Raw genomic sequence first — 24,804 nt, 5'->3', positions numbered from 1 at the left:
CAGATGAAAGCCGGCACGTCGCCCTGTCATGATGTCGAGGCCCACTCCCCCACGACCGAGACGACTGTCTTTATTAAGACGATTCCGTGCGTACAGCAAAACGAATCCGAGATTCGTCACACTATATTGCAACATCATGGTCGCGGGCATAGGCGCGAATGGCGGGGCGAAGCGAACCGCGGGCATTGATCCGGACCTGGGACAACCAGCGCGAGAAATGGCCGAGATCCAGGCTGCGGACCATAGTCCTGACCGCGCCGATCGACGTCGCCGGCATCGACAGGGTGCGGAATCCCAGGCCCAGCAGGGTCATCGCCTCGATCGGCCGCGACGCCATCTCGCCGCACAGGCTGATGCTGCGGCCGGCGGAGTCGCAGCGCGCCGCCGCCTCGGCCAGGGCCGCGATCAGCCCCGGCGACAGGGTGTCGAAGCGCTGCGCCACCCGGGTGTTGGTGCGGTCGGCGGCGTAGAGGTACTGCATCAGGTCGTTCGAGCCGACAGAGACGAAATCGGCCGCGCGCAGCACCTGGTCGAGCTGCCACAGCAGCGACGGCACCTCGAGCATCACCCCGACGCGGATCTCGTCCGACACCGGCACGCCCTGGGCCGCGGCGCGCGCCACCTCGCGGTCGAACAGCGCCCGGGCGGCGTCCAGCTCGGTCACCTCGGACACCATCGGGAACATCACCCCGAAGGGCCGCCCGGCGGCGCCCTGGATCAGGGCGCGGATCTGCTGGCGCAGCATCGCCGGCCGGTCGAGGCCGATGCGGATGGCGCGCCAGCCCAGGGCCGGGTTGTCCTCGTCGATCTCGGCGAAATAGGGCAGCCGCTTGTCGCCGCCGACATCGAGGGTGCGGAACACCACCGGCCGGCCCTCGGCCAGGTCGATCACCCGGGCGTAGAGGTCGGTCTGGGTGGCGACGCTGGGATATTCCGACCGCACCATGAACGGGATCTCGGTGCGGTAGAGGCCGATGCCGTCGGCGCCGACCGCGTCGAGATGCGGCATGTCGGAGAGCAGGCCGGCGTTCAGCATCAGCGACACGGCGGTGCCGTCGCGCGTCACCGCCGGCAGCCGCGCCTCCTCGGCGTAGAGCTTGCGCTGCCCGGCCTGGACCTGGATCGCCTTGGTGATGGTCTCGATCACGTCCTCGGACGGGCGGACGAAGACATTGCCGTGGTCGCCGTCGACCACGATCGGGTCCAGCGGCTCGATCAGCCGCATCGCCTCGACGCAGCGGCCGACCACCGGGATGTCGAGGGCGCGGGCGATGATCGCGACATGGCTGGTGGCCGATCCCTCCTCCAGCACCAGGCCGCGCAGCTTGCGCCGGTCGTAGTCGAGCAGCTCGGCCGGGCCGATGGCGCGGGCCACCAGCACCATGTCGTCCGGCAGGGTGCCCAGCGCCGCGGCCGAGGTGCGGCCGGCCAGGTGCAGCAGCAGGCGGTTGGCGAGGTCGTCGAAATCGGCCAGGCGCTCGCGCAGATAGGGGTCGGTGACCCGGGCCATGCGCGCCGCCATGTCGTTCTGCACCCGCTGCACCGCCGCCTCGGCCGACAGGCCGGTGTCGATCGCTTCGTGGATCCGGCTGAGCCAGCCGCGGTCCTCGGCGAACATGCGGTAGGTCTCGAGGATCTCGCCGCCTTCGCCGATGCCGCCGGCGCGGTGGTCGGCCACCAGGTCGTCGATCGAGCGGTGCATATGCTCCACCGCCTGGCGGAAGCGCTCCAGCTCCACCGCCGGGTCGTCGGCGACCATCTGGCGGACGGTGATCTGGGTCCGGTGCAGCACCGCGAGGCCCTGGGCCAAGCCGCCGTTCAAGGCGATGCCGTGCAGCCGGGCCGGCAGCGACACGGCGGTCGGGCTCGCCACCTCCTCCGGCCGGGCGATCTCGCCGCCGACGATCAGCTCGGCCACCACCATGGCGATGGTCTCGAGCGTCTCGACCTCGTCCTCGGAGTAGTTGCGCTTCATCTGGTTCTGGATGATCAGCACGCCGCGCACCTTGCCGCCGCGCAGGATCGGCACGCCCATCCAGGATTCGTACGGGTCCTCCCCGGTCTCCGGCCGGTAGGCGAATTTCGGATGGGAGGGCGCATTGGCGATGGCCAAAGGCCGCGCGGTCGCCGCGACCTCGCCGACCAGGCCCTCGCCGACCCTGAGGCGGGTGCGGTGCACCGCGTCGGGGTTGAGGCCGATGGTGGCGAACAGCTCCAGCACGTCGCCCGGGCGGGAGACGTAGCAGGAGCAGACCTCGGCCACCATCTCGGCCGCGATCAGGGTGACGATCTTGTCGAGGCGCGACTGCGCGCTCCCCGACCCCGCCATGACGTCGCGCAGGCGGGCGAGGAGGCGACGCGACGGCCCGATGCCCGGGGCGGGCCCGCCCGCCGGCCGGGTCATCAGGCCTTCTCCATCAGGCCTTGTCCAGGCCGTAGGCGGTGTGCAGGGCGCGGACCGCCAGCTCGGTGTACTGCTCGGCCACCAGGACGCTGATCTTGATCTCCGAGGTCGAGATGACCTGGATGTTGATGCCGTTCTCGGCCAGCGCCTTGAACATGCGCTGGGCGACGCCGGCATGGCTGCGCATGCCGACGCCGATCACCGAGATCTTGACCACGTTCTCGTCCGGGATCAGGTGGCTGTAGCCCAGCGTCTCCTTGTGCTGGGACAGCACCTTGACCGCACGCTCCAGATCCGCCTTGCCGACGGTGAAGGTGAGATCCGTCGCCTGGCCGTCCTCGGAGATGTTCTGGACGATCATGTCGACGTTGATGTTGGCATCGGTCAGCGGGCCGAAGATCGCCGCCGCCACGCCCGGCCGGTCCGGCACGCGGACCACGGTGATCTTCGCTTCGTCCCGGCTGTACGCGATCCCGCTGACGACCTCTTTCTCCACGATCTCGTCCTCGTCCACCACCAGGGTCCCTGGCACATCCTCGAAGCTGGACAGCACCTGCACCCGGACCCGATGGTTCATCGCCATCTCGACCGAGCGGGTCTGCAGCACCTTGGCGCCGAGCGACGCCATCTCCAGCATCTCTTCGTAAGTGATCTTATCGAGCTTGCGCGCCTTGCGCACGATCCGCGGATCGCAGGTGTAGACGCCGTCGACATCGGTGTAGATGTCGCAGCGGTCCGCCTTCAGCGCCGCCGCCAGCGCCACCGCCGAGGTGTCGGAGCCGCCGCGGCCCAGCGTGGTGATGCGGCCGGACCCGGCGACGCCCTGGAAGCCGGCGATCACCGGCACCTCGCCGCGCGCCAGCGATTCCTCGAGCTGCTGCGGGTCGATGTCGAGGATGCGCGCCTTGGCATGCGAGCCGTCGGTGTGCACCGCGACCTGCCAGCCCTGGAACGACCGCGCCGGCAGGCCGATCTCCTGCAGCGCCAGCGCCAGGAGGCCGGAGGTGACCTGCTCGCCCGACGCGACCACGGCATCGTATTCGCGCGGATCATGCAGCGGCGAGATGTCGTTGCAGTGCTTCACCAGCTGGTTGGTGACGCCGGACATCGCCGACACCACGACCGAGACCTGGTTGCCGCGCGCGACCTCCGCCTGCACCCGACGGGCGACGTTCTTGATCCGCTCGACATCGGCGACCGACGTGCCGCCAAACTTCTGAACAATGCGCGCCATCGGCCGCCGCGGGTTTAAAGTGACAGGGGCGCCGCGGGCCGGAATGCCGGCATTGCGGCCGCGAGGCCCGCTACCCATACTGCGTCGCCGAGACCGACGCAATGTCCCCTGTACGGCGTCGCGCCTGCGACGCGAAGTTTGCCGCAACTCAGAGACGAGGACCCTTCTTCATGGCGCAAAGCCCGGCGGCGACGATCGATTCCGCCGAGATCGCCCGCTTCGAGGCGATGGCGGCGGACTGGTGGGACCCGGACGGCAAGTTCCGCCCGCTGCACCGGATGAATCCGCTGCGCATCGGCTATGTCCGCGACCGGATCTGCGCCCGGCTGGGCCGCGACCCGCTGGCGCCGAAGCCGCTGTCCGGCCTCAGGATCCTCGACATCGGCTGCGGCGGCGGTCTGCTGTCCGAGCCGATGGCCCGGCTGGGCGCCACGGTCACCGGGGTCGATGCCGGGGCCGAGGCGATCGGCGTCGCCCGCGCCCACGCCGCCGAGTCCGGTCTCGCCATCGATTACCGCTGCGCCAGCGCCGAGGACCTCGCCGCCTCCGGCATCCGCTTCGACGCGGTGCTGGCGCTGGAGATCGTCGAGCACGTCGCCGATGTCGAGGCCTTCTGCGGCGCCCTGGCGGGGCTGCTGCGGCCGGGCGGCACGCTGGTGATGTCGACCCTGAACCGCACCCGCCGCAGCTGGGCCGTCGCTATCCTCGGCGCCGAGCACCTGCTGCGCATCATTCCGCGCGGCACCCACGAGTGGCGCAAGTTCCTGAAGCCGCACGAGCTGGCGGCGGCCCTGCGCCGGGCCGGGCTGACGGTCGACGACGTCGCCGGCATGGTCCCCGACCCGAGCGGGGGGTGGCGCCTGGCGCCGCACCGGCTGGGGGTGAACTACATCCTCGCGGCGGCCGGGCCGGGCGCCGGATGATCGTCGTCACGGGCAGCGCCGGCTATCTCGGCTGCCGCATCGCCGCCTCGCTGCTCTGCGGATCAGCGACCGGGGCCGGGCCGGTGGCCGGGATCGACCGGATCGACGCGCCGACCGTGACCCACCGCGCCGACATCCTGGACGGCGTCACCCTGCGCCGCGCCTTCCGCGGCGCCCGCGCCGTCATCCACACCGCCGGGCTGAACGGCGGCCCCGGCACGCCGGTGCCGGCCGGGGAGATCCGGCGGGTCAATGTCGGCGGCACCGAGGCGGTGATCGCGGCGGCCTGCGACGCGGGGGTGCGGCGGCTGGTGCTGACCAGCACCACGGCGCTCTATGGCGGCGCGATCCGCGGCGCCGAGGCCGCGGTCTGGGTCACCGAGAGCCTGCCGGCGGCGCCGGAAACGCCGTATGAGGAGAGCAAGCGCGACGCCGAGGCCCTGGTCCTGGCGGCCGCGGGTTCATTCCCGGAGGGCTGCCTCATCCTGCGCTGCGGCCGGTTCTTCCCGGCGCCGCCGAACGACACGGTCAACGACCGGCTGTACCGCGGCGTCGATCTGCGCGACGTCGCCACGGCGCATGTCCTGGCGGCGGAGCGGCCGGGCAACGGCGCGCTTGTGCTGAACATCGCCGCCGCGAGCCCGTTCACGCCCGAGGAATGCGGACAGCTGCGGCGCGACCCGCTGCCGGCGCTGCGCCGCCACCATCCCTTCGTCGAAGGCGCCTACCGGCAGCTCGGCTGGCGGCTGCCGGCATCGGTCGACCGGGTGATCGCCATCGACGCGGCGCGCCGGGCCATCGGCTATGCCCCGCAGCACAATTTCCGCGAAGCCCTGGCCGAACAGCTCTGGCTCGATGCCTGGCCGCGCCGGTCCGGGAGCCCCCCGGGCCAGGGCTGAACCCGGACTGTCCAAGAATTTGTTCTTGCGGGCAGTCCGGGCCGTGCTATCTAATTTTCGTTACTGATACAAGAACATTGGCGCATCGTATATTATGCGCGCCTGTTGGTGAGCCGGGATGAACATCGGAATTTTTACCGAATTGTATCCTCCGAGCATCGGCGGGCAGGAAATTCGCTTTGCCGAACTCGCGCAAGTGTTTCGGGAGCGCGGACATAGTGTCTCAGTATATTGTATAGCCCATGAGAGAGATTTGCCGGGCCATGAAATCCTAGGTGGTATTGAGATCCATCGATTTCCCGTGGACGAGCATTACCAGAGGCCGCAATCGCGCCTGTTGCCTCGGAATCCGATTACCATACTAAAATATGCAACCTGGGTGCGAGGTGTGCTGAAGGCGCGCAGCTTCGATCTCAGCCTGTTCAACCAGTGGCCCTTGGCCCATATCGCCTTTGCCCCCCATGGTGCCCGGAAGCGCGCGGTCGTCGACTGGTGCGAGGTGCGCGACGCCCGCTTCTACCGGCTGATGCAGTGGATGCTGCCCCGCCTGAGCGGGCACAACATGGGTGTCGGCCCGGCGGTGTGCGAGCGGATCGGCACCGCCTCCGGACGGCCGGTCTTCTACCTGCCGAGCGGCATTCGCCGGTCCGTCTATCGCAGCCTGCCGGCCGCGGAGCGCCGCGACATCCTCTATCTCGGCCGCATCACCGCCCACAAGAACCTGGTCTTCCTGATCGATGCCTTCGCCCGGCTGAAGGCGGCCGGGCACAACCAGGTCGGATCGCTGGGCGGCGATGAGCTGGTGATCGCCGGGGACGGGCCGGAGCTGCCGGCGCTGCGCACCCATGCCGCCGGCTCGCCGGCCGCGGGTCAGATCCGGATCCTGGGGCCGGTCAGCGAGCAGCGGAAGATCGAGCTGCTGGGCGCGTCCAGGCTGCTGGCGATCACCAGCCGGCGCGAGGGTTTCCCCCGCATCGTCGCCGAAGCCATGGCCAGCGGCCTGCCGACGGTGACCGCGCGCTTTCCCGAGAACGGCACCCGCGACGTCGTCGACCATTACGGCTGCGGCGTCGTCACCGAGCCGGATGTCGATGCCTTCACCGGCGGCCTGGTCACCGCGGCCGACCGATGGGAGGAACTGTCCCGGCGCGGCCTGGAGCGCGCCGACGAACTGGATTGGCAGGCGCTCGCCGAACAGATCGAGGGCCGGGCGGTGACCGATATTTCGAAGATGAAGGTTCAGGATTCATGCGCATTTTAATGACGGGAGCGGCCGGCTTTATCGGCAGCCAGATCACCCGACGCCTGGCCCGGGACGGCCATGAGATTCTGGCGATCGACAACCTGTCCTTCGGCCGCGAGAGCTCGCTGCCCCAGGAGGCCGTGTTCCGGCGGCTCAACATCGGCACCTGCAGCGGCACCGAGCTCCTGGAGCTGGTCGAGGAGTTCCAGCCGGACGGCGCGATCCACTTCGCCGCGATCCACTTCATCCCCTATTGCATGGCCCATCCGGACGAGACCTTCGCCACCAATGTCCGGGGGACCGAGCTGGTGCTCCGCTCGCTCGAGCGGACGCCGGCGCGCAAGGTGGTCTTCGCCTCGACGATGGACGTCTACGCCCCGGTCGACCGGGTCCATCGCGAGACCGATCAGGCGGCCCCGGTCAACGCCTACGGCCTGTCGAAGCTGCTGGGCGAGGACCTGCTGGCCTATGCCATCCGCACCAACGACCGGCTGTCCGGCGTGGCCCTGCGCTTCGCCAACGCCTTCGGCCCGGGCGAGACCAACCCGCATCTGATCCCCGACGCCCTGAAGCGCATGCACGACCGGTCCCAGCCGGAGATCCGCATGGGCTATCTCGGCGCCACGCGCGACTTCATCCACGTCTCCGACATCGCCGACGCGGCCATCGCCGCCCTGTTCCGCGACACCGGGCGGTTCGAGGTGTTCAACGTCGCCTCCTCGGTGCCGACGCCGGTGCGCGACGTGGTCGAGACCATCCGGCACCTGGTCGGCGATCCGCGGCCGGTGGTCGAGGACGAGAAGCAGTTCCGGAAGTTCGACCGGCCGTCACTCTCGGCCGACACCGCCAAGATCCGCTCGGCGCTGGGCTGGGCCCCGAAATGGTCGCTCGAGGAGGGGTTGCGCGACCTGGTGCAGCGGAGCTTCGGAACCGAGTCCCGCCCCTTGTCCAAGATCGCCTGAATTCCCGCATCTGCCGTCGGGCTTGGCCGTCCTCGTCCATCGGTTGCGTGACTCCGGTGGACGGGGCGGACGGCGGCCCGCCGGTCTCAGCGCCGGCGCTTCCGGTCGAGGCGATAGGCGATGGCGCCGCCGATCAGGAGGCCGAGCAGCAGGGCCACGACGAGAATGCGGCCCTTCTTCGGCGAGCTCGGCTCGATCAGGATCTCCGGCTTCTCCAGCGCCTCCGCCGCGAAGGGCAGGTTCGGCTGGATCAGCATCAGGATCTTTTCCTGGTCCAGGATCAGCCCGATCAGGGTCTGGCGATAGTCGTTGACCGTGACGCTCTGCAGCCGCCGCTGCAGGTATTCGAGCTTGCTCTGGGTCTGCTGGTAGATCGCCTGCTTGATCTGGTCGTCGCTGTACTGGTGCAGATAGCCCAGCGTCTGCCGCGCCACCTCGGCATCTGTGGCGTCGAGCGACAGGGTGGTGATCGGCGAGTTCCGGTCCTGCTCCTGGATCAGGTTGCGGCGCAGGAACTCGGCCACAGCCTGGGCGCTGGTGTCGGCGCTGGTGTCGAGCCCGAGCGCCGCCTTGACCTGGGTCAGGACCGAATCCCCTTCCCAGATCTTCAGCTCGTCGTTCCAGCGGAGCCCCATCAGGCTTTCGACCAGGTTCGGATGATCCTTCAGCGCCGCCGCCGTGCTCACCGCGGTCAACTGTTTGGAAAAACGGTCGAAATAGGTGATCTGCTCGGTGCCCGTCAGGCCGCCGAGGGAGCTGGCGATCATCGAGGAGCCGGCGTTGCGCAGCAGGTCGGACAGCTGCTGCGACGCCTCGGTCGGCATGACCACGAGCCGTGAGGTGTAGCGCGTCGGCGACACCAGGATCCAGGCCACCCCGAGGGCCAGCGCCACCAGGACGACCAGGGCGACCAGCCAGCGGTGGCGCCAGCCGGACGCGATCAGATCCTGGGCGATGGTGGCGTCCGTGCGGTTCTCGATCACCGTCACCTCGGCGGTCTTCGGCACGGGGCCGAGGAGATGCTCGCCGGCGACGCTCATGCCGCGCTCACATTCGGTTGCCGGCGCGCCTCCAGGGTCCGGAGCAGCGTCATGAAGCCATCGACCACGGTCGCGATATTCTCCTCCGCCATGCAGTCCGGGTCATGGATCGGATCGGCGACCCGCCCCTGGAAGGACTGGGCGTAGAGCCAGCCCAGGAAGGCCGCCGGCTCGGCCCGGCCGTCGCGGTCGTCCCGCTGCAGCAGGCGCTCGAAGCCGGCGCGGGTCAGCGTCGCCGGGTCGATCGTGCCCGGCGACATCACCGGGGCGAAGTACATCGGCGCGAGGGTCCCGGCCTTGAGGCCGAGCAGGCCGGCTTCGAGACAGACGGTGCCGGAGGGCGACAGCACCAGCTTCGCCGCTTCCATCAACCGGAAGGTGTCGGCATGGGGGTCGATCAGGCGCACGCCCGGGATCCGCCGCAGCTCGTCATAGTAGCGCGGCGCGCGGACCCCGATCGCGTTGGAGTGCTCCTTGACGTAGATCTCCCAGCCGTGCGGGATCACCCGCGACAGGGCGCGGACATTCTCGATCTGGTTCGCCTTGCGATGGGCGAAGACGTCGATCGACGCCTCCGGCTGCATGTGCAGCGTCATCAGCACGAAGGGGCGCGTGCCCGGAATGCCGTCACGCTCGAACGGCTTCCGCCGGCGGACGCGGTAGGTGTTGACGATCCGGCCGAAGCGCCAGCGCGAGCGATGCGCGAGGGTCGGCAGGGTCTCGTCGCCGTCGGTGGCGTTGGACAGGGCCTGCACCACGGATTCGCCGAGCCAGTGGCGGCGGAAGAACCGGATCTTGTTGTTGAGATGAAAGTAGTAGGGCCGGTAGGCGCGGCCGCGCAATGCCTCGAGGATGGCGTCGGCAGCCTCGCGGTCCGACCGGTCCGGCTTGCGGATCTCGAAGATCTCGGCCTGGTTCAGGTCGGTGAAGAAGCCGAAGCGGTCGGACGGCACCCGGACGGTGGAGGGGGCGAAGTAGGACCGCCCCTGGGCCTTGCACAGCAGCGCCGTGGCCAGCTCGAACGCCCAGGTCTGCTCGCCGAAGGCGGCGCGGATGTCGTGGGCCCGGAGGAAGCGCGAGATTTCCCGCGCGGCCACGGCCAGATAGGCCTTGCCGTGGGCCCGCTTGCACAGCTCGCGATCCATCAGGATGACTTCGTTGGCGGCCAGCCCGCCGGCCTCCAGCTCGGTCAGTGCCGGATCGGCCGGGTCCGGCGGCGCACCCCGGCGCCACTCATCCTTGAAATCGGCGAGACAGAGGATCCTGTCGCGGCGCCAGCCTTCCTTGATCAGCGCGTCCGCCCATCGCCGGCTGGCCGCGATCCAGAAGACCCCGACCCCTTCCCGCTCGAGGCCACGCCCGATCCTTTCGAAGAACATCGTCCGGTAATTATTGGACAAAAGACATATATTCATTATTCCGCGCCATAGGATCGGGGGCACGCTGCCGGCGACGCGATGGTTTGATCGAATGGCCGCCGGCACATAACCCAGTAGCCGCAAAGCGGGGGCGGTGACAAGGCGAACCGCACGGATGACGAGAAGAAATCGACGCCCGGATCAACTGGGGCGGAAAGGCCGGCCGGCGGAACCGTCGAGCCGGGCGCCGTCAGGAATCGGTGCGCGAAACCCAGGGGATGCGGGCGACCCCGATCCCCTCTTCCTCCAGCTCGCGCGCCTCGGATTCCGTCGCCTCGCCATAGATGTCGCGATGCGCTGATTCCTCGTAGTGGATCTTGCGCGCCTCGTCGGCGAAACGGTCGCCGACATACTCGCAGTTTTCCTCGATCTTGCGGCGAAGCGCCTCGAGCTCGCGACGCGCTTCGGCCATGGTGGTGTGGGTCCGGCGGCCGTCCTCCGCTTGGACGCCCTTGGGCGGGCGCCTGGCGATCGCCGGCGCCATCAGCGCCTTCTCGACCGAGCTGCTGCCGCACACCGGGCAGTTGACCTCACCGGCCGCCACCTGCGTGTCATAGGTGCCGCTGTTCCGGAACCAAGCCTCGAAGCCGTGGCCGGCCTCGCATCGCAATTCGTACAGGATCATCGCATTCCGTGCTCCGCTTTCGTCATACGATGGTCCGTCACGGGCCGCAAAGAAAATGACGTCTCAGATTCCGCCGATGCCGCATATCCCCCCTGTGTCCGCGTGGGTCTCGCGATTCGGGCCGCTGGTGCCGAAGACCGGGCCGGTGCTCGACCTCGCCTGCGGCAGCGGCCGCCATCTGCGGCATTTCCGGTCCCGCGGCCACGCCGTCGTCGGCGTCGACATCGACCTGCAGGGCGTGGCGGACCTGGCGGCGGCCGACGGGGTCGAGATCCTGCGGGCGGACATCGAAGCCGGCCCCTGGCCCTTCGCCGGGCGCCGCTTCGCCGGCATCGTCGTCGCCAACTACCTGCACCGGCCGCTGCTGCCGGTCATCGTCGAGGCGCTGGCCCCGGGCGGCGTGCTGATCTACGAGACCTTCGCCCAGGGCAACCAGCGCTTCGGCCGTCCCTCCACCCCCGCCTATCTGCTGCAGGCCGGGGAGCTGCTGGAGGCGGTGGCGGGACGGCTGCAGGTCGTCGCCTATGAGCATGGCGAGATCGCCTCGCCCCGCGCCGCGGTGGTGCAGCGGATCTGCGCCACCGCCGACCGGACGCCGGTGCCGGCGCTGGGCGGGTCGCCCGAACCGCATCCCCTGCCCGCGCCCTGAGCCGGCCTCCAGCCGGCTCAGTTGACAAGGCAAGAGCGCGATTCACGTGTCCGGCGCAAAGCAACCTGCTTTCCGCCGGACACGATCGCGCTCTGAACGCTCCTCATCCGCGATCAAAGCCTCTAGGATCGCCGGGATTTGCGAAAACGTCCGGCTTTTGCAGTCAGGAGGAGACAGGCGTGGCCGAAGGAACGATCGTCTGGGGCGTGCTGGGCGCCGCCAAGATCAACGACAAGGTCGTCCCGCCGATGACCCGGGCCCGGCACTGCCGGGTCAAGGCCATCGCCTCGCGCTCGGCGGAGAAATCCGCGGCCGCGGCGGCGAAATACGGGCTGCCGGCGGCCTATGACAGCTACGAGGCGCTGCTGGCCGACCCGGAGATCGACGCGGTCTACATCCCGCTGCCGAACCATCTGCATGTCGAATGGACGCTGAAGGCGGTCGAGGCCGGCAAGCATGTGCTGTGCGAGAAGCCGATCGGGCTGAACGCCGAGGAGACGCGGCGGCTGATCGCGGCGCGCGACAAGGGCGGCCGACGCATCCAGGAAGCCTTCATGGTGCGCACCCACCCGCAATGGCTGAAGGTGCGGGAGCTGGTGCAGGACGGGACGATCGGCGAGCTGCGCGCCGTCACCGGCGCCTTCACCTATCGCAACATCGACCCGAACAACATCCGCAACAAGGCCGATATCGGCGGCGGCGGCCTCCTGGACATCGGCTGCTACCCGATCACCACCTCGCGCTTCGTCACCGGGCGCGAGCCGCGCCGGGTGGTGTCGCTGCTGGACCGCGACCCGGTGTTCAAGGTCGACCGGCTGGGCAGCGTCCTCCTGGACTATGACGGGGTCCAGGCCAGCTTCGTCTACTCGACCCAGATCCCCGGCTACCAGCGCATGCAGTTCCTGGGCACCAAGGCCCGGATCGAGGTGGAGATCCCGTTCAACGCCCCGAACGACCGGCCCTGCCGCCTGCTGCTGGACGACGGGTCGAGCCTGTTCGGCGAGGGCGTCAAGCCGATCGAGATCCCGGTCTGCGACCAGTACGGCGTCGCCGCCGCGGCCTTCGCCGAGGCGATCCTGAAGGGCGGCGAGCAGCCGGTGCCGCTGGAGAACACGCTGGCCAACATGCAGGTGATCGACGCCGTGTTCCGCTCCGCCCACACCGGCCGGTGGGAGACGCCGTGAGCGAGGTGCCGTCGGTCGCCGAGCCGGCCGCCATCACCCGCGAATCGCTGAAGAACGGCGTGCTGCAGCGCATGATCGCGGCCGGCGACCCGACCGCGAAGGTGCTGTCCTTCGAGGCGCTGGCAGAGTCGCGCCGGGCGCTGCTGGCAGCGGAGGGCACGGCCGGCGGCGACGTCTGGGTGTTCGGCTACGGCTCGCTGATCTGGAACCCGGCCTTCCATTTCGTCGAGCGGCGCACCGGCCTGATCCATGGCTGGCACCGCCGCTTCTGCCTGTGGACCTCGCTGGGCCGCGGCACGCCGGAGCGGCCGGGGCTGGTGCTGGGCCTCGACCGCGGCGGCACCTGCCGCGGCGTCGTGTTCCGCATCGCCGCCGCGGCGGTGGAGGAGGAGCTGGACCTGATCTGGCGGCGCGAGATGGTGACCGCCTCCTACACCCCGCGCTGGGTCACGGCGGCGACGCCGGAGGGCCCCGTGCGGACGATCGCCTTCACCATCAACCGCGGCCAGCCGCGCTATGCCGGCCGGCTGAGCGAGGAGGACACGGCGCGGGTGCTGGCCCGGGCCCGCGGCCAGCTGGGCAGTTGCCAGGAGTATTTCCGCTCGACCCTCGAGCATCTGGTCGCGCTCGGCATCCGCGACCACGGGCTGGAGGCGCTGCGACGCCGGATCACGACGATCGAGCCGGGCTGAGCCGGCCGATCCGCAGATATCGGGAATGAATGCGGGGCCTGGAACGTCTTGTCGTGTGAGCCGGGCGGCTTGACCGTCCGCATCACGACCCGGAGATCCCGATGCGCCGTTCTTCGCGCGCGACCCTTCCCTTCGCCCTGGCGCTCGGCCTGCTCTACGCGTCCGGCGCCACCGCAGCGACCTGGACACTGGCCGGCCCGTCGACGGCGGACCCGATGCTGATCACCGTCAAGGATGGGAACGGCGGCGGACGCGGCGGCGGCAACGGAGGTGGAAACGGCGGCGGCAATGGTGGCGGTAACGGCGGCAGGAGCGATGCCGGAGGCGACCGCGGCAGCAGCGCCGACAGCTCCCGCGGGCGGGCGTCCACGGCGGCGGGCGACACCGCTCTCGACGACGACACCGGCGTTGACGTGAGCCGCCCGGGCCGGGCCCATAAGGACGAGACCGGGGCATTCCCGAACCATGGCGCCCGGGTTTCCACCTCGGTCGCGCTGTCCAAGGAGCTGGGCTACGGCGCGCGTGTCGGCGCCATGCAGGCCAATTTCGGCACGCCACAGGAAACCGGCATTCGGGCCCTGGAGGACCGGATCGCGGCGCTCAGGGCGGACCCGACCACCGATCCGCGTGTCATCGACGCCCTGGAGGACGAGCTTGCCGAGCGGATCGCATCGGTGAAGCCCGGCGCGGGGCCGACCGGGGATTGGGAATCGACCAACCTGGACGTGGATGGCAACGGCGTGGTCGACGGGCACGACCTTGCCCTCGCCCGGCAGGGCTTCCGCCCGTTCGACTGACCGCGGGCGGTTCGATCGGGGCGCGACGGCACCGTCGCGCCCCGATGCCGTTCTAGAAGCTGGCCTGCACCCGGTAGAGGGCGGCATAGGCGCCGCCGGCGGCCAGCAGCTGCTCGTGCGTCCCCTGCTCGGCGATGCCCTGATCGGTCAGGACCAGGATGCGGTCGGCGTGGCGCACGGTCGACAGCCGGTGGGCGATCACCAGCGTCGTGCGGTCCCGCGCCAGATGCAGCAGCGCCTCCTGCACCGCCCGCTCGCTCTCGTTGTCGAGCGCGCTGGTGGCCTCGTCGAAGATCAGGATCGCCGGATCCTTCAGGAACGCGCGGGCGATGGTCAGGCGCTGCTTCTGGCCGCCGGACAGCTTGACGCCGCGCTGGCCGACATCGGTGTCGTAGCCGTCCGGCAGCGCCATGATGAAGTCATGCGCATTGGCCGCCCGGGCCGCCGCCACGATCTCCTCCCGCGTCGCGTCCGGCCGGCCGTAGCGCAGATTCTCCGCCACGGACCCGGCGAACAGATAGACGTCCTGCTGCACCACCCCGACGGCGCGCCGCAGCGACGCCAGGGTGACGTCGCGGATATCGACGCCGTCGATCAGAATCTGTCCGTCGGTCGCCTCGTAGAAGCGCGGGACCAGGGCGCAGAGCGTGCTCTTGCCGGCGCCCGAGGCGCCGACCAGCGCGACGAACTCGCCCGGCCGGATGTCCAGCGACAGGTCGCGGAACACCAGCGGCCGGTCGTCTTCGTAGCGGAAGCCGACGTCCCGGAAGCGGATCGCGCCGCGCGGCCGGGCCAGCTCGACGGCGCCGGGCCGGTCCCGGATGTCCGGCTCGACCTCCAGGATCTCCATCATCCGGGTGAAGCCGGTATAGCCCTCCTGCCAGAGCCGGGCGAAGTTCGCCAGCCGCTTCACCGGGTCGACCAGCGCCGCGACGCAGAGCAGGAAGGTCAGCATGTCGGCGACGGCGAGCTGCCCCTCGGCGACCCGGACCGCGCCGGCGACGATGATGATCACCGTGATCAATTGCGGGAAGGTTTCGGTCCCCAGCGAGAAGAAGGCCTCGCTGCGATAGCCGGCGCGGCGGCTGTCCAGGAAGGCGGCGTTCTGCGCCTCGAAGCGGCGGTTCTCGACATGCTCGTTGGCGAAGGACTGCACCACGCGGATGCCGGCGAGCGAATCCTCCACCCGCTCGTTGACCGCGGCGATCCGCTCGCGGCTGAGCAGGAGCGCCCGGTTCATCCGGCGGTTGAAGTGCAGCGCGTAGACGACCGTGAAGGGCAGGACCGCCAGGATCATCAGGGCCAGCGGCAGGTCGAGCCAGGCCAGGATGGCGATCGCCCCGGCGAATTTCAGCGCGGCGATCGCCAGGTCCTCCGGCCCGTGGTGGTAGAGCTCGCCCAGGGAGAACAGGTCGTTGGTGATCCGGCTCATCAGCTGGCCGGTGCGCTGGCGGTCGTAGAAGCCGAAGGACAGCTTCTGCAGGTGCTCGAACAGCTCGCGGCGCAGGGCGCTTTCCATCTTCGCGCCCATGACATGGCCCTGGTAGTCGACGAACAGGTTGCTGAGCGCCTGGAGCAGGACCACGGCGAGCATCGCCGCGCCCAGGGCATAGACCTCGCCCAGCGCCCCGGAGGCGTCGTCCAGGCCGGTGAGCCGCCTGGTGACGATGTTGGCGCCGAGCGGCAGGATCAGCGCCGTGGCGGAGACGACGACGGCGCAGAACAGGTCGGCCGCCAGCAGCGGGAGGTGCGGCCGGTAGGCGGACAGGAATTTGCGCAGCCGCGCCCGGGCCACCGCGCGCGGCACGTCTCGGCCGGCCCGTCGGGCCAACGGGGAGGGGGTCTGGAAGAGGGAAGGGTCGACCGCGGTTGCGGCGTCGGCCGGGCCGCGCGGTCGGAGAGCGAGGCCGCTAGAAGCGGCGTCTCGATGCGCCGGCGACCTCCGGATTCGGGACAACATGAAGCTTCATGTCCTTGCGATGGGCGGGAACTCCTTTCGTCTCGGACATGAAGGTCGTCATCTCGCTCTCCTGGATCGGTCGGCGACCGCACCATACGGCAGCCGCGGGCCTCGGGCAACCTGTCGCGCGGCCGGATCGCCAGACACCCGATGGATTCGACAAGTCGAAATTTCATCAAATCCAATGATCCCGGACCGGGAATCTGGACTAACTGAAGTATTGCAGTTTTGTGACGGCCGCCCCGCCCATCGGCTTCCGGTTCTGGGCCCGGCACCGCGTGCCCTGAACCGATGCGGAGAGATGGTGACGATGGTGGTCCGGATCGAGACCCTGTGGGCACGTTCCCAACGCCCGCTGACCCCGGCCGGCGGGCAGACCGCCCCGCAGGCCTTCAACCTGTCCGTCCAGCAGGCGAAGCAGGCGCCGAATGATCCGGCGACGCCAGCCGTCGGTCCTGCGTCCGAGGACGCCGCCGCGAATGTGTTCGGCGCCGACGAGCCGGCGGTCGGAATCGGCGTCTACTACCCGCTGCACCCCGGCGACAATCCCTACGACATCTACCGCCGCGCCGGCGTCGACCTGAGCAGGGATAACGACGACTCGCTGCTGAAGGCGAACCTGGCCGCGACCCCGTCCCTCGACCTGCAGGCGTTCGGCAACCGCCCGGCCAATCCGCCCTCCGCCTCGCACCACCTGCAGCCCGGCAAGGACGGCGATGCCGTCACGGTGCTCGACCCGACCCGGCTGGGCTTCCTGGAGCAGGAGCGCCGGCAGCTGGCCGCCGCCTCGATCGTGGTGCTGGCGCCGGAGAAGGCGGCGGAGCTGAAGGGCAACCTGGCCGCCACCATCGTGCAGGAGCTGCAATATGCCGGCACCGAACAGGCGGTGCCGGACGTCAAGGCGCTGACGGCGCCGATCGCCGCCCGCGCGCCGAACGACAGGGTGTTCCAGGACGCCGTCGCCTCCGCCGAGAACCTGTATTCGCGCCAGCTGATCGGCCAGGGCCGGACCGAGGACCAGCTCGGCAAGCTGCTGCAGGCGGCCAGGACCGACGCGCCCTACGATGCCGAGGCGGCCAAGAGAGGCGAGGACCCGACCTACAACGCCCTGCGCAAGGAGGCATCGGCGCAGCTGACCGCCGCGGCCGACGGTCAGATCGGCAGCACGGCGCTGGGCTCGATCTCCGGCCGCGCCGGCGTCACTATGACCTACACCAGGGACGATCCACGCCTGGCCGACGCGATCAGGCAGGGCACCCTGGACGCGCAGCATGAGGTGCTGGTCGGCCGGCCGGTCCAGGCCGTCGTCGACGCCTACCAGAAGGGCGGCGCCGAGGCCGCGACCAAGAAACTGCGCGAGGTCACCGACCGGCAGACGATGACGCCGGCGCAGGTGGTCGCGATCATGAACGACGACCGGCTGCAGTCGACCGTCAAGTCGGTGGTGCACGACGTGGCCGGCTACCGGCAGGGGATGACCGCGAATCCCGGCAACCCCGAGACCAAGCGCGCCGCCGCGGTAATGGAAGGGCTGGCCGCCGCCTGCCAGAACGCCACCTATGCCGACGGCGGCAAGGCGGGCGAGGGCCGCGCCGCGGTCGACCGCATTGCCGGCTATATCGCGGCGGAGGCGAAGCAGCCGGTCCGGCGCGGCCTGCAGGAGAACATGTTCCAGACCCCCTTCGGCTACAACCAGGCGATGCTGGGGGCGGTCGGCAACGGCGACATCGCCCTGTCGCTGTCGGTGGCCGCCGCGACCCGGACCAGCGATCCGGAGCTGTCGGTCGGGGCGCTGTACACCGCGACGGAAGGTGTCACCGAGTTCAACGACTCGGTCGATTCGCTGAAGAGCACGGCGATGGACCACGCCCAGTTCCTGGCAGTGCCGATCCGCGACTGGGGCGGCAACAGCACCGGGGCCGAGCTGGACCAGACCGTGCAGACGATCCTGGCCGACCCGAAGCACAAGGACGACGTCGCCCGGATCAACCAGGACGGCCAGAAGCTGCAGGACAAGGCGGAGACGGCCGAAGGCATCCGGGCCACCATCGCCGGTTACAAGGACGTGCTGGGCGGCACGCCGGGCTTCGACAGGCCGGGCAACACCGGCAAGGACGGCCCGGATTTCAGCCGTCTGAAGCAGAACAGCGTCCAGGCGGCGATCGATGCCACCCCGGCCGCCGACCTGACCGGCAGCGACGGCGCCACCACGCCGACCAACACGCTGTGGTTCCAGCGCTCCGCCCGCAACGTCGTCTACCAGTCGGCCAAGCTGTTCGCGACGATCAAGCTGGACGACACGAAGATCGCCGGCGACCCGGCCAAGCAGGCGCTGAAGGGGCTGGTGCTGGGCAAGGAGTTCACGGTGCAGCCCGACGGCAGCTACCGCGGCCCGAACGGCGAGCATTTCAACGCGCGGGCGCTGTCGCGGGTCTCGTCCGGCGTCAGCTCGGTGCTGTTCGGGCAGAACGCGGCCTTCGCCGCCACCTCCTTCGCCCAGAGCGGCAGCCTGTTGCAGGACGGCTCCTACGCCGTGGTGCACGGGCTGATGTCGCTGTCCCAGGCCGGCAATGCGGCGATGGGCGACGGCTGGCTCAAGGGCCGGTTCACGCCGGGCGGCGGCAACACCCTGATCAGCCAGAGCTATGACCGGCTGGCGCAGCAGGTCGACGGGCTGACGCTGAAGCAGGGAATCAAGGACGGGCTCAAGACATACGTGTTCAGCCCGGCGCTGCGCGACATCGCCGACATCGCCTATCTCGGCATCGACTCGGCCAATGCCGTCAACTTCTTCAACTCGGACAAGACCACCGACAAGGTCCGCGGCGTCGCCTACACGCTCAGCGCGGCCGGAGACCTCGCCTTCCTGATGGGGCCGGGGGCGCTGGAGGCCGGGGTGCTGACCGGGGTCGGCGCCGGCACGCTGTTCGGCCTCAGCGCCACCGCCTGGACCGGCATAGGCGCCGTGCTGATGCTGGTCGCCTCCGGCATCAACACCACGGTCAGCGCCTATGAGCATTCGCACGAGAATGACGGCGCCGACCGCGACTGGCTGCAGGCCATGGGGGTGAAGCCGGAGGTGGCGGAGCAGCTGGCCAAGCACGCCACCTCCTTCGACAACGACCCGCCGACGGGCGGCCCGTTCCTGACCAAGGCGTTCAAGCATCTCGGCCTGTCGCAGAAGGAGATGGTCGGCTGGCTGAACGCGCTGTCGCCGAAGGACGCCGACCGGGTGGCGACGCTGATCAAGCTGCATTACGAGCAGTGGGACCAGCACCCCATCGGGGAGAGCGTCAAGGCGCTGAACGACGCGCTGCTGCAGATGGGCATCCAGCCCTTCAGCCTGCAGCTGGCGAGCAACTGACCGGAGGTCAGACCTGCATCCGCCTCCGCCGGGCCTGCACCGGCTGGCGAGGGTGGCCGGTGGCGTCGTCGGTCCGCCAGGCCTGGGACTGGAACTTCAGGAACAGCGCCGCCCAGCGGCCTTGCGGGAAGGCGATCAGCAGGGCGCCGTCCTGGCCTGTCCCGTTGTCGCCGCGAAAGCGCTCCTCCGGGCTGCCCTGGTTCATGTGGATGTTGTGCATGCCGCGCGACGGCATGAAGCCGAAGCCGTGATCGGCCACCGGGTCCGGCCCGAAGGGCTCGCCGAAGGCGTAGAGCATCGCGGCCGGCTCCGTGATCGCGTGGCCGACGATGCGGTCGATCTTCTCGTTCAGGTCGTTGTCCGGCCCGGGGCGCGTGGCCGGCAGCGGCCGCATGTGCGACCGGTCGAAAAGCCCGTCGCGGACATAGTCCAGCCCCTGCCCCCGCGGGATCGCGGTGAGGCCGGGCGCCAGCGCCGCCAGGCGCGCGGTCACCGGGTGCTCAAAATCGGCGTCGAGCACATATTCCACCGCCGACGGCCAGGACGAACCCTGGACGTTGACCGCCACCCGGTGGTCGCGGCCGCCGTCATCGACGCGGATGTGATAATGGGTCGACCCCTCGGCGGCGAGGCGGCGGTCGGTCGGGCGCCCCTTGAGCACCACGTAGCGCTCGAGCGCCATTCTCCGCCGGCTATTCCCCGGCCGCGCGCAACGGCGGGCCGGGCGGCGTGACGCGGCGGTCGTGGCGCAGCGCCGGCACGGCGTTGCGCGCCTCCTCCACCCGCGCCAGGTCGATCTCGGCGGTGACGAAGCCGACCTCCTCGCCGGCATCGGCCAGGACCTCGCCCCAGGGCGCCACGATCAGCGAATGGCCGTAGGTCTGGCGGCCCCTGTCATGGGTGCCGGTCTGGGCGGGGGCGATGACGAAGCTGCCGGTCTCGATCGCCCGGGCGCGCTGCAGCACGTGCCAATGCGCCTGCCCGGTCTTGCGGGTGAAGGCGGCCGGCACGCTGAGGATGTCGGCGCCGGCCTGTGCCAGGGCGCGATACAGATAGGCGAAGCGCAGGTCGTAGCAGACGGTCAGGCCCAGCACGCCGCCCGTGGGCAGCGGCGCCACCACCGCCTGGTCGCCCGGACCGAAGGTCGCGCTCTCGCGGTAGCGCTCGCCGCCGGCCAGGTCGACGTCGAACATGTGGATCTTGTCGTAGCGCGCCAGGATCCCGCCCGACGGCGCGAACAGGTAGGAGCGGTTGGCGGCCTTGCCGTCGGGCAGGCCGATGGAGAGCGAGCCGATCAGCAGGGTCGCCCCGGTCTCGCGCGCCAGGTCGGCGAAGAAGGGAAGGCCCGGATGCCGCTCCTCCGGCAAGGCGCGCTCGAGGACGGCTTCGCGGCCCTGGACGATGAAGCCGGTGTTCTCCGGCGTGGCGATCAGTGTCGCCCCGGCGTCGCGGGCCCGCCGGATCAGCACCCCCGCGTCCCGCAGATTCGGCTCGATCTCGGTGCCGACATTGAGCTGGACGCAGGCGGCGGTGAAGCGGGTCATGCCATCGCCCTCAGACAGCGGAATGAGAGATCAGGCCGGCGCGGATTCGGCCAGGAGCGGATCGAGCCTGCCGGCGCGCTCCAGTGCCTGGAGGTCGTCATTGCCGCCGACATGGGTGGCGCCGATGAAGATCTGCGGCACGGTGTGGCGGCCGTTGGCGCGCTGCCGCATCTCCTCCCGCCGCGACGGCTCGGCCACCACATCGATCTCCTCGAAGCTGACGCCCTTCTGGGTCAGGAGCTTCTTGGCCATGTAGCAGTAGGGGCAGAACGGGCTGGAGTAGACGGTGACCGATGGCATGCGGATCCTCCGACGAGTTTTTCGAATATGAGGTCATTCCGCGGCCGATGCCAGGGGTCTGCGCCCATGGAATGGCGCCCATGTCCTGAGCGGGACCCGCGGCGCCTCAGCTTCCCGGCGGCGGCACCCGGGCCAGGGTGACGACGTCGACCCCGGCCGCCCCCTTGCGCCGCAGCGCCCGGGCGCATTCGTCGATGGTGGCGCCGGTGGTCAGCACGTCGTCGACCAGCAGCACGCGCCGGCCTTCGACCAGCGCCTCGCGGCCGGGCCGCACGGCGAAGGCGCCGGCGACGTTGCGGCGCCGCGCCTTGCGGTCCTGGCCGCCCTGGCTGGGCGTCGGCCGGCGGCGGACCAGCAGGTCCGGCGCCACCGGGCGGCCGGATTCGCGGCCGAGAGCGAGCGCGAGCAGCGCCGCCTGGTTGTAGCGCCGGCGCAGCAGGCGCCAGCGGTGCAGCGGCACCGGCGCGATCACGTCGGCCTCGGCCAGGAAGGGCGCCGCCGCCCGCTGCAGCAGGCGGCCGAAGGCCGGCGCCGCATGGGTCTGGTCGCCATGCTTGAAGGCCAGGATCAGCTTGCGGCTGAGATCGTCGTAGAGGAAGGCGGCACGGGCCCGGTCCCACAGCGGCGGGAAAGCCAGGCAGTTGCCGCAGACCGGGTCGTCGCCCGCCCCTGCCGCAGCCGCATGGTCGAAGGGCAGGCCGCAGCGGCGGCATTGCGGCGGGCCCAGGAAGGCGAGCCCGGCCCAGCAGGCGGCGCACAGCGCCCCCGGCGCCATGATCTCTGCGCCGCAGGACAGGCAGCGCAGCGGCAGCACGGCGTCGAGCAGAGCGGTGCCGGCGCGGCCGAACCAGGGGGCGAGGGCCGCGCGCATCGCAGCCGCCTATCGGCCGACGGCGACGCCTTCGCGTCGCGGGTCGCTGCCGCCGACCAGCCCGTCCGGGCCGATCTGGATGCCCTGCAGCGCGCTGGCCTGCTCCATCACCACCACGTCGTGGCCGCGCGCCGCCAGGGCGTCCCTCAACCCCGCGACCGCCGTCTCGGCCTCGAGCTCGGTCCGGCCGTTGCGGTTGACGACATGGCCCAGATCGATCGCCTGCTGCACGTTCAGCCCCCAGTCCAGCACGCCGATGATAGTCTGGGCGACATAGGGGATGATACGGGCACCGCCGGGCGAACCGATCACCAGCACCGGCTTGCCGTCCCGGTCCAGCACGATGGTCGGCGCCATTGAGCTGCGCGGCCGCTTGCCGGGCTCGACCCGGTTCGCCACCGGCCGGCCGGCGGCATGGGGCAGGAAGGAGAAGTCGGTCAGCTCGTTGTTGAGCATGAAGCCGCGCACCATCAGATGCGAGCCGAAGGCGCCTTCGATCGTCGTGGTCAGCGACACGGCGCTGCCATCGGCGTCGACGATCGAGACATGGCTGGTGTCGGACGGTTCGGCCGAGGTGTCGGAGCTCCACTCCTGCCCGATGCGTCGCGACGGATTGCCCGGCGGCGCCGGCACGGGCGCGGCCCGGCCGACCGAGATCGTCTGCGCCCGCGTGGTCAGGTAGGCGTTGTCGACCAGCCCCGATGCCGGGACCAGGACGAAGTCGGCATCGGCGAGGTAGCGGTCGCGATCGGCAGTGGCCAGCTTGCCGGCCTCGGCGAACAGGTGCCAGGCATCGGCCGCGTCGGGGCCCATCGCCGGCATGTCGAAATGCTCGAGCAGGCCGAGGATCTGGCCGACCCCGACGCCGCCGGAGCTCGGCGGCCCCATGCCGCAGACCCGCCAGTCGCGGTACGGGACACAGACCGGCTGGCGCTCGACCACCCGGTAGATCTCCAGGTCGATCGGCGCCAGCCGGCCGGGATTGCCGGCCGCGCCCTGCACCGCGCCGACGATGTCGGCACCGATCGGGCCCAGATAGAAGGCCTTCTCGCCGCTGCCCAGGATGAAGCGCAGGGTCTCGGCGAAGGCCGGGTTGCGCAGGGTCTCGCCGGCCTGCAGCGGCCGGCCGCCGGGAAAGAAATAGTCGCGTGCCCGCGGGTCCCGCTGCAGCCGCTCCGCCGTGTCGCCGGTCAGGATGCCGGCCAGCCGCGGCGACACGGCGAAGCCCTTCTGGGCCAGGTCGATGGCCGGCCGGAACAGCCGGTCGAGCGGCAGCCGGCCCCAGCGCCGATGCGCCTCGAGCAGCAGCTTCAGGGTGCCGGGCGTGCCGACCGAGCGGCCGCCGACGGCCGCGGCGTCCAGCGGGATCGGCCGGCCGGCCGGGCCGAGGAACATGCTGCCGTCGGCGGCCCGCGGCGCCGTCTCGAGCCCATCGAGAGAGGTCAGCCGGCCCGACCGCCCGTCATAGTGCAGCAGCAGCGCCCCGCCGCCGATGCCGCTCGACTGCGGCTCGACCAGGTTGAGCACCAGCTGCACCGCGATCATGGCGTCGACCGCGGTGCCGTTCTCCGCCAGCACGTCGTAGCCGGCCCAGGCCGCCAGCGGATTGGTGGCCGCCACCATGAACTGCTTGGCGCGGACCGCGGGTTCGGCCGGACGGCCGTGCGCAGCCTGGCCCGCAACGGCGGAGGCCGCGCCGGCGGGCGGCGGCGAATCCGACCGGACCGTGGCCGCCCCGAACAGCAGGCCGGCGCCGACCGTACCGCCCAGAAGCAAGGCCCACGCCGCGGTCCGCCGCATCCTCTTCCCCGGCAAATTTCGCAAAATTTGCATAAGGGAGTATTCCACGACGACGGCCGGTTCCCAATCCCCCGTCTGGGGGGTCGCCGCGCCGTCAGGTCAGGTTGAGGCCGCCGTCCAGCATCACGATCTCGCCGGTCACGTAGTCCGAGCGGATCAGTCCAAGCACGACCTCCGCCACATCCGCCGGCTGCGCCGGGCGACGCATCGGCGCCGCGGTGGCCCAGAGCTGCTGCGCCTCGGCCCAGCCGGCGGTCATCGGCGTGTCGACAAGGCCGGGGGCGACGGCATTCACCCGGATCGCCGGCGCCAGCGCCTTGGCCAGCAGGCGGGTGACGTGGTGCAGCGCCGCCTTGGTGGCGGCATAGGGCACCGAGGCGCCGCGCGGCCGGGCCCCGGCATGGGACCCGATATTGACCACCGCCGCCGGCCGGCCCCGCACCGATGCCGACTGCCGCAGCGCCGCCTCGGCCTCCGCCACCAGCAGCCAGGGGGCGATGACGTTGACCTGGTGCAGCCGGCGCCAGAGGTCGGGCGTCGCCGCCTTCAGGTCGGCATGCGGCACCATGGCGGTGATGCCGGCGCTGTTGACCAGCGCGTCGATCCGGCCGTGCCGCGCCAGCACCGCCTGCAGCAGGGCCGGCGGTCCGTCATCGGTCGCCAGGTCGGCGGCGGTGTAGCCAGCGCCGCCGCCCAGCTCCGCCGCCAGCGCCTCGCCGGCCTCGATCGAGGCGCGCGAATGCAGCGCCACGGCCCAGCCTTCGGCAGCCAGCCGCCGCGCCACTGCGGCGCCGATCCCGGAGGTCGATCCCGTCACCAGCGCCACCGGCCGGTCCGCTGCGGTCATGATCCCGTCCTTCGCTGTCGTCCTGCGCGCCACCAAGGGCGGTGCGGC

At 70.5% G+C, this 24,804-nt stretch carries 21 protein-coding genes; 9 read left to right on the top strand and 12 right to left on the bottom strand.

Annotated features, from left to right (window positions below; translation table 11 throughout):
- Nucleotides 1-121 precede the first annotated feature (121 nt).
- Together ptsP and ACFW16_RS02510 are read right to left on the bottom strand one after the other, a co-directional pair.
- Nucleotides 122-2,404, bottom strand: a complete 2,283-nt coding sequence (gene ptsP / locus ACFW16_RS02515) for a phosphoenolpyruvate--protein phosphotransferase (protein WP_380301528.1) — start codon at nt 2,402-2,404, stop codon at nt 122-124.
- Between the two features lie 13 nt (nt 2,405-2,417).
- Nucleotides 2,418-3,638: an aspartate kinase gene (locus tag ACFW16_RS02510; protein WP_380301526.1), complete on the bottom strand. Its 1,221-nt coding sequence runs from the start codon at nt 3,636-3,638 to the stop codon at nt 2,418-2,420.
- A 170-nt stretch (nt 3,639-3,808) separates the two neighbouring features.
- On the opposite strand from ACFW16_RS02510, the gene ubiG reads away from it, so the two are divergent.
- The 4 genes from ubiG to ACFW16_RS02490 all read left to right on the top strand — a co-directional run bounded on the left by ubiG (nt 3,809) and on the right by ACFW16_RS02490 (nt 7,665).
- Nucleotides 3,809-4,561: a bifunctional 2-polyprenyl-6-hydroxyphenol methylase/3-demethylubiquinol 3-O-methyltransferase UbiG gene (gene ubiG / locus ACFW16_RS02505; protein WP_380301524.1), complete on the top strand. Its 753-nt coding sequence runs from the start codon at nt 3,809-3,811 to the stop codon at nt 4,559-4,561.
- Nucleotides 4,558-5,460 (top strand): NAD-dependent epimerase/dehydratase family protein, encoded by a 903-nt coding sequence (locus ACFW16_RS02500; protein WP_380301522.1) that lies wholly within the window; start codon nt 4,558-4,560, stop codon nt 5,458-5,460. Before ubiG ends, ACFW16_RS02500 begins: the two co-directional genes overlap by 4 nt.
- 118 nt (nt 5,461-5,578) lie before the next feature.
- On the top strand, nt 5,579-6,721 hold the full coding sequence (locus tag ACFW16_RS02495; RefSeq protein ID WP_380301520.1) for a glycosyltransferase family 4 protein: 1,143 nt from the start codon (nt 5,579-5,581) through the stop codon (nt 6,719-6,721).
- Entirely contained in the window at nt 6,721-7,665 is a 945-nt protein-coding gene (locus tag ACFW16_RS02490; protein WP_380301518.1) for an NAD-dependent epimerase/dehydratase family protein, read from the top strand. The genes ACFW16_RS02495 and ACFW16_RS02490 overlap by 1 nt, the downstream gene beginning before the upstream one ends.
- Before the next feature lie 86 nt (nt 7,666-7,751).
- On the opposite strand, the gene ACFW16_RS02485 is transcribed toward ACFW16_RS02490, so the two are convergent.
- From ACFW16_RS02485 to ACFW16_RS02475, 3 genes are all read right to left on the bottom strand, one after another.
- Complete coding sequence (locus ACFW16_RS02485; protein WP_380301516.1) at nt 7,752-8,705, bottom strand: Wzz/FepE/Etk N-terminal domain-containing protein; 954 nt, start codon at nt 8,703-8,705, stop codon at nt 7,752-7,754.
- Entirely contained in the window at nt 8,702-10,084 is a 1,383-nt protein-coding gene (locus tag ACFW16_RS02480; RefSeq protein WP_380301514.1) for a hypothetical protein, read from the bottom strand. Before ACFW16_RS02480 ends, ACFW16_RS02485 begins: the two co-directional genes overlap by 4 nt.
- 229 nt (nt 10,085-10,313) lie before the next feature.
- Nucleotides 10,314-10,748, bottom strand: coding sequence for a DUF1178 family protein (locus ACFW16_RS02475; RefSeq protein WP_380301512.1), 435 nt, complete (start codon nt 10,746-10,748; stop codon nt 10,314-10,316).
- 94 nt (nt 10,749-10,842) lie between these two features.
- Here ACFW16_RS02475 and ACFW16_RS02470 point away from each other — a divergent pair, with 94 nt between their 5' ends.
- The 4 genes from ACFW16_RS02470 to ACFW16_RS02455 all read left to right on the top strand — a co-directional run bounded on the left by ACFW16_RS02470 (nt 10,843) and on the right by ACFW16_RS02455 (nt 14,070).
- Nucleotides 10,843-11,397 (top strand): class I SAM-dependent methyltransferase, encoded by a 555-nt coding sequence (locus tag ACFW16_RS02470; RefSeq protein WP_380301510.1) that lies wholly within the window; start codon nt 10,843-10,845, stop codon nt 11,395-11,397.
- Between the two features lie 179 nt (nt 11,398-11,576).
- The gene (locus ACFW16_RS02465; protein ID WP_380301508.1) at nt 11,577-12,581 is read left to right on the top strand and encodes a Gfo/Idh/MocA family protein; all 1,005 of its coding nucleotides are present in this window, start codon (nt 11,577-11,579) and stop codon (nt 12,579-12,581) included.
- Nucleotides 12,578-13,273 carry a gamma-glutamylcyclotransferase gene (locus ACFW16_RS02460; RefSeq protein WP_380301506.1) on the top strand — a complete coding sequence of 232 codons (696 nt, stop codon included), beginning with the start codon at nt 12,578-12,580 and terminating at the stop codon, nt 13,271-13,273. The genes ACFW16_RS02465 and ACFW16_RS02460 overlap by 4 nt, the downstream gene beginning before the upstream one ends.
- 101 nt (nt 13,274-13,374) lie before the next feature.
- The gene (locus ACFW16_RS02455; protein WP_380301504.1) at nt 13,375-14,070 is read left to right on the top strand and encodes a hypothetical protein; all 696 of its coding nucleotides are present in this window, start codon (nt 13,375-13,377) and stop codon (nt 14,068-14,070) included.
- Nucleotides 14,071-14,122: 52 nt separating this feature from the next.
- Here ACFW16_RS02455 and ACFW16_RS02450 read toward each other — a convergent pair whose 3' ends face one another.
- Nucleotides 14,123-15,877, bottom strand: a complete 1,755-nt coding sequence (locus ACFW16_RS02450) for an ABC transporter ATP-binding protein (RefSeq protein ID WP_380301502.1) — start codon at nt 15,875-15,877, stop codon at nt 14,123-14,125.
- Nucleotides 15,878-16,331: 454 nt separating this feature from the next.
- Between ACFW16_RS02450 and ACFW16_RS02445 the strand changes: the two genes are divergently transcribed.
- The gene (locus tag ACFW16_RS02445) at nt 16,332-19,394 is read left to right on the top strand and encodes a hypothetical protein (protein WP_380301500.1); all 3,063 of its coding nucleotides are present in this window, start codon (nt 16,332-16,334) and stop codon (nt 19,392-19,394) included.
- A 7-nt stretch (nt 19,395-19,401) separates the two neighbouring features.
- On the opposite strand, the gene ACFW16_RS02440 is transcribed toward ACFW16_RS02445, so the two are convergent.
- From ACFW16_RS02440 to ACFW16_RS02415, 6 genes are all read right to left on the bottom strand, one after another.
- Nucleotides 19,402-20,076 (bottom strand): DUF2278 family protein, encoded by a 675-nt coding sequence (locus ACFW16_RS02440; protein WP_380301498.1) that lies wholly within the window; start codon nt 20,074-20,076, stop codon nt 19,402-19,404.
- Nucleotides 20,077-20,086: 10 nt separating this feature from the next.
- A complete protein-coding gene (locus ACFW16_RS02435) occupies nt 20,087-20,938 on the bottom strand; it encodes a carbon-nitrogen hydrolase family protein (protein ID WP_380301496.1) in 852 nt (283 codons plus the stop codon).
- A gap of 30 nt (nt 20,939-20,968) precedes the next feature.
- On the bottom strand, nt 20,969-21,238 hold the full coding sequence (grxC, locus tag ACFW16_RS02430) for a glutaredoxin 3 (RefSeq protein ID WP_380301494.1): 270 nt from the start codon (nt 21,236-21,238) through the stop codon (nt 20,969-20,971).
- Between the two features lie 106 nt (nt 21,239-21,344).
- The gene (locus tag ACFW16_RS02425; RefSeq protein ID WP_380301492.1) at nt 21,345-22,109 is read right to left on the bottom strand and encodes a double zinc ribbon domain-containing protein; all 765 of its coding nucleotides are present in this window, start codon (nt 22,107-22,109) and stop codon (nt 21,345-21,347) included.
- Between the two features lie 9 nt (nt 22,110-22,118).
- Nucleotides 22,119-23,909: a gamma-glutamyltransferase gene (ggt, locus tag ACFW16_RS02420; RefSeq protein ID WP_380301490.1), complete on the bottom strand. Its 1,791-nt coding sequence runs from the start codon at nt 23,907-23,909 to the stop codon at nt 22,119-22,121.
- A gap of 94 nt (nt 23,910-24,003) precedes the next feature.
- Nucleotides 24,004-24,756 (bottom strand): SDR family NAD(P)-dependent oxidoreductase, encoded by a 753-nt coding sequence (locus ACFW16_RS02415; RefSeq protein ID WP_380301488.1) that lies wholly within the window; start codon nt 24,754-24,756, stop codon nt 24,004-24,006.
- Between the last annotated feature and the right edge of the window lie 48 nt (nt 24,757-24,804).

This window comes from Inquilinus sp. NPDC058860 (assembly GCF_042743185.1).
Taxonomy (GTDB): Bacteria; Pseudomonadota; Alphaproteobacteria; order DSM-16000; family Inquilinaceae; genus Inquilinus.
This window is presented reverse-complemented; position numbering and strand designations above follow the sequence as displayed.

Bases quoted from the DNA above. Each gene is read 5' to 3' on its own strand.
- ptsP (WP_380301528.1), bottom strand. From the start codon at position 2,404: ATGACCCGGCCGGCGGGCGGGCCCGCCCCGGGCATCGGGCCGTCGCGT.
- ACFW16_RS02510 (WP_380301526.1), bottom strand. From the start codon at position 3,638: ATGGCGCGCATTGTTCAGAAGTTTGGCGGCACGTCGGTCGCCGATGTC.
- ubiG (WP_380301524.1), top strand. From the start codon at position 3,809: ATGGCGCAAAGCCCGGCGGCGACGATCGATTCCGCCGAGATCGCCCGC.
- ACFW16_RS02500 (WP_380301522.1), top strand. From the start codon at position 4,558: ATGATCGTCGTCACGGGCAGCGCCGGCTATCTCGGCTGCCGCATCGCC.
- ACFW16_RS02495 (WP_380301520.1), top strand. From the start codon at position 5,579: ATGAACATCGGAATTTTTACCGAATTGTATCCTCCGAGCATCGGCGGG.
- ACFW16_RS02490 (WP_380301518.1), top strand. From the start codon at position 6,721: ATGACGGGAGCGGCCGGCTTTATCGGCAGCCAGATCACCCGACGCCTG.
- ACFW16_RS02485 (WP_380301516.1), bottom strand. From the start codon at position 8,705: ATGAGCGTCGCCGGCGAGCATCTCCTCGGCCCCGTGCCGAAGACCGCC.
- ACFW16_RS02480 (WP_380301514.1), bottom strand. From the start codon at position 10,084: ATGTTCTTCGAAAGGATCGGGCGTGGCCTCGAGCGGGAAGGGGTCGGG.
- ACFW16_RS02475 (WP_380301512.1), bottom strand. From the start codon at position 10,748: ATGATCCTGTACGAATTGCGATGCGAGGCCGGCCACGGCTTCGAGGCT.
- ACFW16_RS02455 (WP_380301504.1), top strand. From the start codon at position 13,375: ATGCGCCGTTCTTCGCGCGCGACCCTTCCCTTCGCCCTGGCGCTCGGC.
- ACFW16_RS02445 (WP_380301500.1), top strand. From the start codon at position 16,332: ATGGTGACGATGGTGGTCCGGATCGAGACCCTGTGGGCACGTTCCCAA.
- ACFW16_RS02440 (WP_380301498.1), bottom strand. From the start codon at position 20,076: ATGGCGCTCGAGCGCTACGTGGTGCTCAAGGGGCGCCCGACCGACCGC.
- ACFW16_RS02435 (WP_380301496.1), bottom strand. From the start codon at position 20,938: ATGACCCGCTTCACCGCCGCCTGCGTCCAGCTCAATGTCGGCACCGAG.
- grxC (WP_380301494.1), bottom strand. From the start codon at position 21,238: ATGCCATCGGTCACCGTCTACTCCAGCCCGTTCTGCCCCTACTGCTAC.
- ACFW16_RS02425 (WP_380301492.1), bottom strand. From the start codon at position 22,109: ATGCGCGCGGCCCTCGCCCCCTGGTTCGGCCGCGCCGGCACCGCTCTG.
- ggt (WP_380301490.1), bottom strand. From the start codon at position 23,909: ATGCGGCGGACCGCGGCGTGGGCCTTGCTTCTGGGCGGTACGGTCGGC.
- ACFW16_RS02415 (WP_380301488.1), bottom strand. From the start codon at position 24,756: ATGACCGCAGCGGACCGGCCGGTGGCGCTGGTGACGGGATCGACCTCC.